The 10,913-nt window shown below is 66.0% G+C and carries 12 protein-coding genes; 1 reads left to right on the top strand and 11 read right to left on the bottom strand.

The features are described from left to right. Window positions 1-576 (top strand): NAD-binding protein (locus tag Q0C59_RS16035; protein ID WP_291217320.1); only part of this gene is annotated, 576 nt, incomplete at its 5' end. A gap of 37 nt (window positions 577-613) precedes the next feature. Here Q0C59_RS16035 and Q0C59_RS16030 read toward each other — a convergent pair. From Q0C59_RS16030 to Q0C59_RS15980, 11 genes are all read right to left on the bottom strand, one after another. Further along, window positions 614-1,519, bottom strand: a complete 906-nt coding sequence (locus Q0C59_RS16030; RefSeq protein ID WP_291217318.1) for an SDR family oxidoreductase — start codon at window positions 1,517-1,519, stop codon at window positions 614-616. 25 nt (window positions 1,520-1,544) lie between these two features. After that, on the bottom strand, window positions 1,545-2,018 hold the full coding sequence (locus Q0C59_RS16025) for a GNAT family N-acetyltransferase (protein WP_291217316.1): 474 nt from the start codon (window positions 2,016-2,018) through the stop codon (window positions 1,545-1,547). After that, on the bottom strand, window positions 2,015-2,950 hold the full coding sequence (locus Q0C59_RS16020; RefSeq protein WP_291217313.1) for a glutathione S-transferase family protein: 936 nt from the start codon (window positions 2,948-2,950) through the stop codon (window positions 2,015-2,017). The genes Q0C59_RS16025 and Q0C59_RS16020 overlap by 4 nt, the downstream gene beginning before the upstream one ends. Window positions 2,951-2,970: 20 nt before the next feature. Continuing rightward, a complete protein-coding gene (locus tag Q0C59_RS16015) occupies window positions 2,971-4,620 on the bottom strand; it encodes an isovaleryl-CoA dehydrogenase (protein ID WP_291217311.1) in 1,650 nt (549 codons plus the stop codon). Further along, window positions 4,604-5,656 (bottom strand): fatty acid desaturase, encoded by a 1,053-nt coding sequence (locus tag Q0C59_RS16010; protein ID WP_291217309.1) that lies wholly within the window; start codon window positions 5,654-5,656, stop codon window positions 4,604-4,606. Before Q0C59_RS16010 ends, Q0C59_RS16015 begins: the two co-directional genes overlap by 17 nt. A gap of 13 nt (window positions 5,657-5,669) precedes the next feature. Then, window positions 5,670-6,686, bottom strand: coding sequence for an NADP-dependent oxidoreductase (locus Q0C59_RS16005; protein ID WP_291217307.1), 1,017 nt, complete (start codon window positions 6,684-6,686; stop codon window positions 5,670-5,672). A 31-nt stretch (window positions 6,687-6,717) separates the two neighbouring features. Next, window positions 6,718-7,146, bottom strand: a complete 429-nt coding sequence (locus Q0C59_RS16000) for a PaaI family thioesterase (protein ID WP_291217304.1) — start codon at window positions 7,144-7,146, stop codon at window positions 6,718-6,720. 2 nt (window positions 7,147-7,148) lie between these two features. Further along, entirely contained in the window at window positions 7,149-7,940 is a 792-nt protein-coding gene (locus Q0C59_RS15995; RefSeq protein ID WP_291217303.1) for an SDR family oxidoreductase, read from the bottom strand. A gap of 74 nt (window positions 7,941-8,014) precedes the next feature. Further along, window positions 8,015-8,317 carry a Dabb family protein gene (locus tag Q0C59_RS15990; protein ID WP_291217301.1) on the bottom strand — a complete coding sequence of 101 codons (303 nt, stop codon included), beginning with the start codon at window positions 8,315-8,317 and terminating at the stop codon, window positions 8,015-8,017. Then, window positions 8,317-10,140: an acyl-CoA dehydrogenase gene (locus tag Q0C59_RS15985; RefSeq protein WP_291217297.1), complete on the bottom strand. Its 1,824-nt coding sequence runs from the start codon at window positions 10,138-10,140 to the stop codon at window positions 8,317-8,319. The genes Q0C59_RS15990 and Q0C59_RS15985 overlap by 1 nt, the downstream gene beginning before the upstream one ends. A gap of 14 nt (window positions 10,141-10,154) precedes the next feature. Continuing rightward, a partial coding sequence (locus tag Q0C59_RS15980) for an acetyl-CoA C-acyltransferase (protein WP_291217295.1) occupies window positions 10,155-10,913 on the bottom strand: 759 nt, incomplete at its 5' end.

The following is a 10,913-nucleotide window of genomic DNA, read 5'->3' as shown; positions in this document are numbered from 1 at the left end:
CAGGCCGCCAGCGTGCTGGTGATCGGCTTCGGCCGCTTCGGCCAGATCGCCAGCCAGGGCGTGATCGCGCGCGGCGCGAGCATCACCATCATCGACAACAACGTGCAGATGATCCGCGACGCCGAAGCCTACGGCTTCAAGGTCTACTACGGCGACGGCTGCCGCGCCGATGTGCTGCACGCCGCCGGCGCGCACTCGGCCAGCGCCATCCTGGTGTGTCTGGACAACAAGGCTGCCGCCACGCGCATCGCCGAACTGGCCAGGACCGAGTTCCCGCACGCACAACTGCTGGTGCGCGCGTTCGACCGCGAACACGTGCTCGAACTGCGCAAGGCCGACGTGGACTACCTCGTGCGCGAGACCTTCGAGTCCGCCATGGCCATGGGCCGCGAGGCCGTGCTCACCCTGGGTGCGGCCGAAGAAGAAGCGAACGAGGTGATGGAGCACCTGCGCCGGCGCGACGCGGAGCGCATGGACCTGGAAGCCGCCGGGGGCATGTTTGCCGGGCGCGCGCTGGTGCTGGGGAATCAGGTGAAGAAGGCGGCCGCGCACCCGGCAGCACAAGACAGCGCCTGACGAATCAGGGGCGCCCGCCAGTTCAGTTCAGTTCAGTTCATGTCTGGCGCAGCGCTGCGCGCAAAGCCACACCAATCTCCGGCCGCTCATGGAATGGATCGGCCGGGTTGGTGATGTTCACGATGCCTTCCATGCGCGCGCGCACATTGCCCAGCGCACGCGGGTGGCTGAAGATGTAGAACTGGTCGGCGGTGATGGCGTCGAACACCAGCTGTGCCACTTGCGCGGCGGTGATCTTGCCCGAGCTCACCGCCTTGTCGCTCATGGCCTGGCCGATCAGCTGGCTCTGCGTGGCCTTCTCGTCGGCCAGCCCGGCCGGGCGGTTGCGGTGGCTCTGGCTGATGCCGGTGGGCACGAAGTACGGGCAGAGCACGCTCGCGCTCACCTGGTCGCTCACCAGCTTCAGGTCCTGGTAGAGCGTTTCGGTGAGGCTCACCACAGCGTGTTTGCTCACGTTGTAGATGCCCATGTTGGGCGGTGTGAGCAGGCCGGCCATGCTGGCGGTGTTCACGATGTGGCCGCGCCAGGCCGGGTCTTTCTTCGCTGCGGCCAGCATCATGGGCGTGAACAGACGCACGCCGTGCACCACGCCCCAGAGGTTCACGCCCAGCACCCACTCCCAGTCCTTCACCGAGTTTTCCCAGATCAGGCCGCCCGAGCCCACGCCCGCGTTGTTGAAGACAAAGTGCGGCGCGCCGAAGGTCTTTTCCACGTCGGCGGCGAGGGCTTCCATTTGCTCGTTGCTCGACACATCGACCTTGCGCGAGAGCACCTTCGCACCGGTGGCCTCGATCTCGGCCGTGGCCTTGTCCAGTGCGTCCTGCTGCACGTCGACCAGCACGAGGTTCATGCCGAGCTTTGCGCCGATGCGCGCGCACTCCAGGCCGAAGCCCGAGCCCGCACCGGTGAGCACCGCTGTTTTGCCTTTGAAATCCTGAATCATGGTTGTCTCCTGAGTTGGAAAAATGTCATCGGGCCCGGACCATCTCGATGTGGTCGATGCCGTCCTCGATGTAGATCGGCCCATCGGGCTGGAACCCGTGTTGCGCGTAAAAAGCTTGCAGGTGCGCCTGCGCGCCGATGCGGATGGGTTGCACGCCCCACAGGCCGTGCAACATGTGCACCGACTGGCGGATCAAGGCGTGGCCGATGCCACTGCCCCGTGTGGCCGGATTCGTCACCACGCGGCCGATGCTGGCCTCGGCGTACTTCAGTCCCGCAGGCACCAGACGTGCACAGGCCATCAGTTCGACACCTTCGGGCTCGACGGACTCGGCCAGCACGTGCATGCACTGGGCGTCGGCACCGTCCATGTCCTGGAACACGCAGCGCTGCTCCACCACAAATACCTCCGTGCGCAGCTGCAGCAGGCGGTAAAGCGTGCGGGCAGACATCGCATCAAACGGCAGGCAGCGCCAGTGCGTGGGTCCTTCGGGTCTCAAGCGCGCACTTCCCTCAGCACAAAACCGATGCGCGGAAAGTGCACGTGCAGCAGCCCCGCGCGCTCGTCGGTGCGCTCCAGCGTGTAGCGGGTGCGGGTGGCCGCGCGCAGGATGCCTTCGGTGGGCTCCTGGCCAAAGGTCTCGGCGCTGATGGTCACGCGACTGCCCAGCGCGATGCCGTGGTCGTCTTGAAACGTGTCGTCGGTGTGTGGGGCGGGCTGGGCGGCGGCGGCGATGGCAATGGCTTCGGTGGACGTGAGCTTGCTCAAGTGGCCGTGGCCGATGGCGGCCATGCGGTCCATCCATTCAACGACGTTGGGCGTGGCCTCCAGGATGCCGGCCATGGCAGGGTTGACCACGCGGCTGAACCACAGCGGGTGGTAGGCCGCGAAGTCGGCCACGCAGGGTGCCTCACCGAGCAGGAAGGGGTGCATGTCGACCATGGTCGAGAGGCGGCGCAGGTAGCTTTTGTAGGCCGCAGTGGCGTCGCCGGGGCGCAGGCTGGTCATGCCGGTTCGCATCGCGCCACGGTCGGCCGCGAAGGCCTGGGCGGCTTCGGGCGGCTGCCCGGCGAACAGCGCAGCCGCGCCCTTGGGGCTGAGGTTGTATCCCATGGCGGCCCAGAACAGTGTGCTGTCGGCCCATTGCGCCAGCACGCGCGCCATGCCCTTGAGGTGCTCGGGGTAGAGCGTGGGTTCGGGCTGGATGTGTTCCAGCACATCGCAGATGAGCGCGGTGTCGCAATAGATGTCGGCACCGATCTGCAGAAACGGCGTGCGGCGGTATCCGCCGGTGAGTGCCAGCACGTCGGGCTTGGGCATGATGCGCGGGATGTTCACGCTCTGCCAGCTGAGCTGCTTGTGGCCCAGGATCAGGCGCACTTTTTCGGAAAACGGGGACGTGGGGTAGTGGTGCAGGATGAGGTCGGACATGAGGTCTCCAGAGTCGTTTTTCAGCGCGGCATCGCCCGCTGAATGATGGTGTCGAAATCGACGCCGGCGCCCAGCGAGCCGAAGCTGTGGCCCCACTCGCCGCCGATGCGCGAATCGCAGAAGGCGCTGAACACGGCGCTGGGTGCCGTCTGCGCGAGCAGAGCGGCCTGCACGGCCAGCGCCACGTCTTGCGCGAGGCGGCGCGCTTCCATTTCGCTGGCCATTTCTTCCACGCGAATGGGCAGTTGCGCGGCAAGCCGGTCCAGCGCTGGGTGCATGCCTTTGGCCGGGGCCAGCTCATGCGCCAGCGCGGCGGCGGCATCGGCCTTGCGCAGGGCGCGCAGCAGGTCGATGGCCATGATGTTGCCCGCGCCTTCCCAGATGCTGTTGAGCGGCATCTCGCGGTAGATGCGCGCCATCACGCCTTCACCACCCTCCTCCACATAACCGTTGCCGCCCAGGCACTCCATGGCTTCCTGGGCGAAGTGGCTGCCGCGTTTGCAGATCCAGAACTTGGCCACGGGTGTGAGCAGGCGGTTCATCACCTGCTCGTGGGCGTCGCCGGTGCGGTCGAAGCTGCGCGCCAGGCGAAGGGCGAGCGCGGTCGCGGCTTCCGATTCGAGCGCCAGATCAGCCAGCACGTTTTTCATCAGCGGCTGGTCGATGAGTGTTTTGCCGAAGGCCTTGCGCTGAGACGTGTGGTTGAGCGCAATGCTCAACGCCTGGCGCATCAGGCCGCTGGTGCCCAGGGCACAGTCCAGCCGCGTCATGGTGCCCATGGCCAGGATCTGCGGGATGCCCCGGCCCTCCTCACCCACCAGCCAGGCGCTGGCACCGACGAACTCCACCTCGGAACTCGCATTGGCCTTGTTGCCCAGCTTGTCTTTCAGGCGCTGGATGAAGAGCTGGTTCATGGAACCGTCGGGCAACACGCGCGGCAAAAAGAGGCAGCTCAGACCGTTGGCGGTTTGCGCCAGGATCAGGAAGGCGTCGCACATGGGCGCGGAGAAAAACCACTTGTGGCCGGTGACGCTGAAGCGCTGGCCCCAGGCGTCGCTGCCGGCGGGTTCGGCGCGCGTGGTGTTGGCGCGCACGTCGGAGCCGCCCTGCTTCTCGGTCATGCCCATGCCCATGGTCAGGCCGACCTTGTCGCGCCAGACCTTGAGCGCCGGGTCGTAGGCGCGGCTGGTGAGGCCGCGCTCCCAGTCCTGGTAGATCGCGGGGTTGTCCTTGAGCGCGGGGGCCACCGCGTAGCTCATGGAGATGGGGCACAGGATGGAGGGCTCGAGCTCGGTGAAGAGCATGAAGCCGGCGGCGCGCAGCTGGTGCGCGTGGCCGGTGGCCTGCTGCTCGGCTGAAAAGGCCGTGCCATGCAGTCCCGCCTCGACTGCGGCAGACATGAGGGCGTGATAGCTCGGATGAAACTCCACCTGGTCCACCCGCTGGCCAAACCGGTTGTGCGTCTTGAGCTGCGGCGTGTGCACGTTGGCCAGCCGCGCATGCGCCTGCATCTCGCCGCTGCCCACCACAGCGCCGAGCGCGTGCAGCGGCGCCGTGTCCAGCGCGGGCGCGTTGAACTGCAGCGCTGCCTGCATGGCCCGGTTGGTGGCAAACAGGTTCACATTGACCAGCGGCTCGGGCTGGTTGAACACTTCATGCGTGGGATTCATGGCGGCGCCTCCTCGCAGCAAAGATCAACGTCCAGGTGTCGGCCAGGTCGCGCACCTCGGCGGCGTCCAGCGCGCCCTTTTCCTTCAGCAGCTGGTGCAGGCGCGGCAGGTGGTAGTGCGGCACGGCGGGGTACAGGTGGTGTTCCAGGTGGTGGTTCACGTGATGCGGGAACAACACCAACCGGCCCAGCCAGTTCAGCACGCCACCCCAGGTGCGGTTGCAGCGCGCGGCGGTCAACGGTGAAGACAGGTCGCTCACGGCACCGTGTTCACAAATGGCGCGCAGACGCAGGATGGGTTGCAGCACTGTTACCAAAGGCAACAGCCAGAGCACCGCGTACATCCACAGACCGGTTGACCCACCCAGCACCGATGCGATCAGCGGTGCCGCCAGATGAAAGCCGACGACGAACCAGCGGTCTTGCCGCGCAGCGGCCCGCAAGGAGGGCGAGGTGTCGTCCAGCGGGCGGATCTCGCGCTTCGTGTCTTCATTGATCGCGGGCGCGCCAAAGAAATAGGCGTAGGTCTTCCACGCGTTGAGGCCGATCAGGTCTTGCCCGAGCTTCTTGAGCAGATAGACACGGCCACGCGGGTAACCGCCGTGGATGGCGGTGTCGGGGTCTTCCTCGGTGTAGAGGTTGTTGTGGTGCAGCCGGTGCGTGACGCGGTAGGTGCACATGGACAGCCCCGCGGCCATGCCCATCAGCCGGCCCAGACCGTCGTTGGCCCAGCGCGCGGCAAACAGGCGGTAGTGCGCCGCCTCGTGCACCAGGATGAAGATCGCGTGCTGCGCGATGCCGATCAGCACCACGCTGAGCAACATCCAGGGGCTCGGCCAGGTGGCCATCGCCAGCGCCATGGCGGCGGCGATCAGGCCGAAGGTCTGCACCAGCGCCAACCAGGTGCGGGGAACGGACAGCGTGGTCAATGGGGCCAGCTCGGCGGAGGTCAGCAGCCGCCGGGCTTCCACGTTGCGCGCCCCGGGGACGCGCAGGTCCTGCCGGAACTCCTCGCCGCGCGGGCTGGCCGTGTCCATGGCTGCGTTCGCGTCAGACCAGCTTGACGAGTTGCTTGCCGAAGTTTTTGCCTTTCAGCAAACCCATGAAGGCTTCGGGCGCGGCTGCCAGACCCTGCGCCACGGTTTCGCGCGGGCGCAGCTTGCCGGTGGCCACGAGAGTGCCGAGTTCGGTGAGGGCTTCAGGCCAGACCTCCATGTGCTCGCTGACGATGAAGCCTTCGATCTTCAGGCGGTTCACCAGAATCAGTGCGGGGTTGGCCAGCGGCAGTGGTTGGCCGTCGTAGCCGGCGATCATTCCGCACACGGCGATGCGGCCAAAGGCGTTCATGCGCAACAGCACCGCGTCGAGCACCATGCCACCGACGTTTTCAAAGTAGCCGTCGATACCCTTGGGGCAAACGTCTTTCAAAGCCTTGGCCAGGGAGTACGCGTCCTTGTGCAGCTTGTAGTCGATGCAGGCGTCGAAACCGAGTTCTTCCACCGCGTACTTGCACTTGTCGGGGCCACCGGCAATGCCCACTGCGCGGCAGCCGCGCGCCTTGGCCAGCGCGCCGAAGGCGCTGCCCACGGCGCCGGTGGCAGCACTCACCACCACCGTGTCACCCGCCTTGGGGTTGATGAGCTTCACCAGCCCGTACCAGGCGGTCACGCCGGGCATGCCGACCGCACCCAGGTAGTAGGACAGCGGCACGTGCGTGGTGTCGACCTTGCGCAGGGCGCCGACCTGGTTGGCGTCAACCACGCTGTATTCCTGCCAGCCACCCATGCCCACGACCTGGTCGCCGGCCTTGAACTTGGGATGCATGGACTCGACCACCTCGCCCACGGTGCCGCCGATCATGACCTCGCCGAGTGCCTGCGAAGCCGCGTAGCTCTTGCTGTCGTTCATGCGGCCTCGCATGTAGGGGTCGAGGCTGAGGAAGTGGTGGCGCACCAGCACATGGCCGTCCTTGAGGGCAGCGGTGTCGGTGGTGACGAGCTTGAAGTTGTCGACGGTGGCTTCGCCTTGCGGGCGGTTGTCGAGCACGATCTGGTGGTTGGTGGGCATGTGTGTCTCCTGAGAAAGTCAGTCGGTGAAATCAGTCGGTCGAGATGCGGTTGAAAGCCTGTGTGCTTCCAGGTCCGACGGGCAGCCGGGCCACAAACTTGAAGGTGCCGGTGGCGTGTGCGCAGAGCTTGCCCGCCGCGTCAAAAATGCTGCCCTCGGTGAAGGCCATGGTGGCGGTTCGGTGCAGCAGCTTGCCTTTGGCGGTGAGCGGCCCCTTGGCTGCACGCATGAAACTGGTCTTCATCTCGATGGTGACGCAGCCCATGTCGGCCTCGACCGAACGGGCCGCGTGCGCCATCACCACGTCAAGCAGCGTCATGCTGGCGCCGCCGTGCACCACATCGAAGGAATTCAGGTGGTCATCGGAAGGCTTGAAGGCGATCTCCGCTTCCCCGCCTTCGAACTTCTGGAGTTCAAAGCCGAGCAGTTCGACGAAGGGGATGCGGACGGAAAATTCCATGCTCAACCGCCGGTGACCACGCTGACGCCACCATCCACCGCCAGCCACTGGCCGGTGATGTGTTTGCCGGCGTCCGATGCGTACAGCACGGTCAGGCCCTTCAGGTCTTCGTCGTCCCCCAGGCGGCGCAGCGGGGCGTGCGAGGCCAGCTTCTCTTCGCCCATGGCCTTGAGCGTGCCCACCGTCATCCTGCTCGGGAAAAAACCCGGGCAGATCGCGTTCACCGTGATGCCGTACTTGCCCCACTCGGCGGCCAGCGCACGGGTGAAGTTGATCACCGCGCCCTTGCTGGTGTTGTAAGCGATGGTGTTCATGCCCGAGGGGTTGCCACCCAGGCCGGCGATGGACGCGGTGTTGATGATGCGGCCGCTCTTGCGCTCGATCATGCAGCGCTTGGCCAGAATCTGGCTCAGGATGAAATAGCTGCGCACGTTGAGGTTCATCACCTTGTCCCAGGCCTCCACCGGGTGGTCTTCGGCGGGCGCGCCCCAGGCCGCACCCGCGTTGTTCACCAGGATGTCGATGGCACCCAGGCGCTGCAGGCTTTCATCGGCCAGGCGCTGGATGTCTTCTTCTTTCGAGCAGTCGGCCGCGATCCAGCTCGCGTCGATACCGGCGGCCTTCAGCTCGGCCGTGGCAGCTTCCAGGTCTTCGGCCTTGCGCGAACTGACCAGCACGCGCGCGCCGGCTTCACCCAGCGCATGGGCCATCTGCAGGCCCAGGCCGCGCGAGCCACCGGTGATGAGGGCGGTCTTGCCTTTGAGGTCGAAGAGTTGGGGGATGGTTCTTGTCATGTGGATGTCTCCTGGTTATTTAGGCTCCCTCCCCCGCTGGGGGAGGGTTTAGGTGGGGGCACCGTATCCGGCGCTCAGGTCTCGTAGTCCATGCATTGACGTTCGAGAACCACTTTTCTCATGAACGGTTTCAACGCCACGTGCGACGGATGTGTCTGGTAAGCCGCCAGCGCGGCACGATCGGCAAACGTGCTGTTGAGCACGAGGTCGCAGGTGCCCTCCAGCCCAGGCTGGGCCGTGGCCACCTCGAAGCGCGTGATGCCGGGCACCAGCTGCGCGCAGGCGTCGAGCAAGGCCTTGGCCTTCGCGACATTCGTGGCCTTGTCGCCCTCGGCGCCCAGGTCCTTGATCTTCCACATGACGATGTGGTGCAACATCAAAACGCCTCTTCGGACAGGGCTGCACAGGTCTGGTCGCGGCTGCTCACCACCTGCAGCCAGGCGCCGATCTTGGGCAGCTCGTAGTGGAAAAAGAAGCGCATTGCGGCCAGCCGGCCAGTGCGTGCGTTCGACTCGGGCGCCGCGTGCGCGGCCAGCGCCACGTCCAGCCACACCCAGGCCAGCACAGTGTGGCCAAAGGCCTGCAAATACGGCACGGCGTTGGCCAACGCGTCGGTGGGCTCGCCGGTGGCCCAGGCGGCCTTGGTGGCAGCACCCACCTGGGCAAGCGCCTGGCCCAGTGCGTTGGCGTGGGCCGCAAATTCGGGCACGTGGATGGCGCGCTGGATCGTGTCGTTGATGCGTCCCGCCAGCAACGTGAGGCCCTTGCCGCCTTCCATCAGCACCTTGCGCCCCAGCAGGTCCATGGCCTGGATGCCGTGTGTTCCCTCGTGGATCATGTTCAGGCGGTTGTCGCGCCAGTACTGCTCCACCGGGAAATCGCGCGTGTAGCCGTAGCCACCGTGGATCTGGATCGCCAGGCTGTTGGCTTCCAGGCACCACTCGCTCGGCCAGCTTTTCGCAATGGGGGTGAGCACTTCGAGCAGCAAACGGGCATCGTCTGCCGCTGCCGCATCGGCCGTGTGCTGTTCGTCCACCAGGCGTGCGCAATACAGCTCCAGCGCGAGCGCGCCTTCGCAATACGACTTTTGCGCGAGCAGCATGCGCTTCACGTCGGCGTGTTCGATGATGCGCACCGGCGGCTGCGCCGGGTCTTTGCCGGCTGGCCCCATGGGGCGGCCTTGCGGGCGGTTCTTCGCGTAGTCCAGACTGGCGAGGTAACCCGCCATGCCCAGCATGGTGGCGGCCATGCCCACGCCGATGCGAGCCTCGTTCATCATGTGGAACATGCAGTGCAGGCCCTTGCCCGCCTGGCCCACGAGGTAGCCCACGGCGCCGGCCTCACCACCCACCGGGTATTTGCCTTCGCCGAAGTTGAGCAGCGTGTTGGTGGTGCCGCGCCAGCCGCACTTGTGGTTGAGTCCGGCCAGCGCCACGTCGTTGCGCTCACCGGTCAACTCTCCGGCGGTGTTCACCATTTTCTTGGGCACGATGAAGAGCGAAATGCCGCGTGTGCCCGGCACGAGCTTGCCGTTCTCATCAGGGATCTTGGCCAGCACCAGGTGGATGATGTTTTCGGTCAGCTCGTGCTCGCCGGCCGAGATCCACATCTTGTTGCCCTTGAGGCGGTAGCGCGGGCCGAGTGGATCGTCCGCGAAGTCGGCACCATCGGGCACGGCGCGGGTGGACACGTCGCTGAGTGACGAACCGGCTTGCGGTTCCGACAAACACATGGTCCCCGAGAAACGACCGCTGAACTCGTTGAGCGCAAACACCTGTTTCTGCGCCTCGGTGCCATGCACCATGAGCAGGTTGGCGTTGCCGGTGGTGAGCATGCCGCTGCCGATGCTGACCGAGGCCATGGCAAAGAACGCGTTGGCCGCGGCCTCCACCGTGTAGGGCAGCTGCATGCCCCCCACTTCGTAGTCTTGCGCGGCACTGAGCATGCCGCTGGCCGCGTAGGCCTTCTGCGCATCGTGGGTGGCCTGCGGCAGGATCACGCGCTCACCGTCGAAATGCGGCTCCTGCGTGTCCACCAGCCGGTTGAACGGTGCGTACTTCTCGCGCGCGATGCGTTCGCAGGTGTCGAGCACCGCGTCAAACGTTTCGCGGCTGTGGTCCGCAAAACGCACGCGTTCCTGCAGCGTCTCGACGTGCAGCCAGTCGTGCAGCAGGAAGTCGACGGTCGGGCGCAAAGTCATGGTGCGCCCCGGTGTCAGAGAACTTCGAACACACCCGCAGCGCCCATGCCGCCGCCGATGCACATCGTCACGCAGACGCGCTTGGCGCCGCGGCGCTTGCCTTCGATCAGCGCGTGGCCGGTCAGGCGCTGGCCCGACACGCCGTAGGGGTGGCCCACTGCAATCGCGCCGCCATTGACGTTGAGCTTGTCACCCGGGATGCCCAGCTTGTCGCGGCAGTAGATCACCTGCACCGCGAAGGCTTCGTTGAGTTCCCACAGGTCGATGTCGCTCACCTTCAGGCCCAGGCGCGCGAGCACCTTGGGGATGGCGAACACCGGGCCGATGCCCATCTCATCAGGCTCGCAACCCGCCACCGCAAAGCCGAGGAAACGGCCCAGCGGGGTCAAGCCGCGCTTCTCGGCCATGGTTTCGTTCATGAGCACGCAGGCGCCGCCGCCGTCGCTGAACTGGCTGGCGTTGCCGGCCGAGACCAGACCGCCCGGCAGCGCCGAGCGCAGGCCGTGAATGCCTTCAAAGGTGGTGCCGGCGCGGATGCCTTCGTCGTTCTCCACCGTCACTTGTTTCGTTGTCAATCCCATGACCTTGTCGGCCACGCCGGCGGTCACGGTGATGGGCGCGATCTCGGCCTTGAAGAGACCCGCTTCCAGCGCGGCGGTGGCACGTTGCTGACTCGCTGCACCGTACTCGTCCATGGCATCGCGGCCGATGCCGTAGCGCTTGGCCACCTGCTCGGCGGTCTGCAGCATGTTCCAGTAGATCTCGGGCTTGTT

This window comes from Hydrogenophaga sp. (assembly GCF_022844385.1).
GTDB lineage: Bacteria > Pseudomonadota > Gammaproteobacteria > Burkholderiales > Burkholderiaceae_C > Hydrogenophaga.
Note: the sequence above shows the minus strand (reverse complement) of the source record. Positions and strands in the feature narration are given on the sequence as shown.

Bases quoted from the DNA above. Each gene is read 5' to 3' on its own strand.
- Q0C59_RS16030 (WP_291217318.1), bottom strand. From the start codon at position 1,519: ATGATTCAGGATTTCAAAGGCAAAACAGCGGTGCTCACCGGTGCGGGC.
- Q0C59_RS16020 (WP_291217313.1), bottom strand. From the start codon at position 2,950: ATGTCCGACCTCATCCTGCACCACTACCCCACGTCCCCGTTTTCCGAA.
- Q0C59_RS16015 (WP_291217311.1), bottom strand. From the start codon at position 4,620: ATGAATCCCACGCATGAAGTGTTCAACCAGCCCGAGCCGCTGGTCAAT.
- Q0C59_RS16010 (WP_291217309.1), bottom strand. From the start codon at position 5,656: ATGGACACGGCCAGCCCGCGCGGCGAGGAGTTCCGGCAGGACCTGCGC.
- Q0C59_RS16005 (WP_291217307.1), bottom strand. From the start codon at position 6,686: ATGCCCACCAACCACCAGATCGTGCTCGACAACCGCCCGCAAGGCGAA.
- Q0C59_RS16000 (WP_291217304.1), bottom strand. From the start codon at position 7,146: ATGGAATTTTCCGTCCGCATCCCCTTCGTCGAACTGCTCGGCTTTGAA.
- Q0C59_RS15995 (WP_291217303.1), bottom strand. From the start codon at position 7,940: ATGACAAGAACCATCCCCCAACTCTTCGACCTCAAAGGCAAGACCGCC.
- Q0C59_RS15990 (WP_291217301.1), bottom strand. From the start codon at position 8,317: ATGTTGCACCACATCGTCATGTGGAAGATCAAGGACCTGGGCGCCGAG.
- Q0C59_RS15985 (WP_291217297.1), bottom strand. From the start codon at position 10,140: ATGACTTTGCGCCCGACCGTCGACTTCCTGCTGCACGACTGGCTGCAC.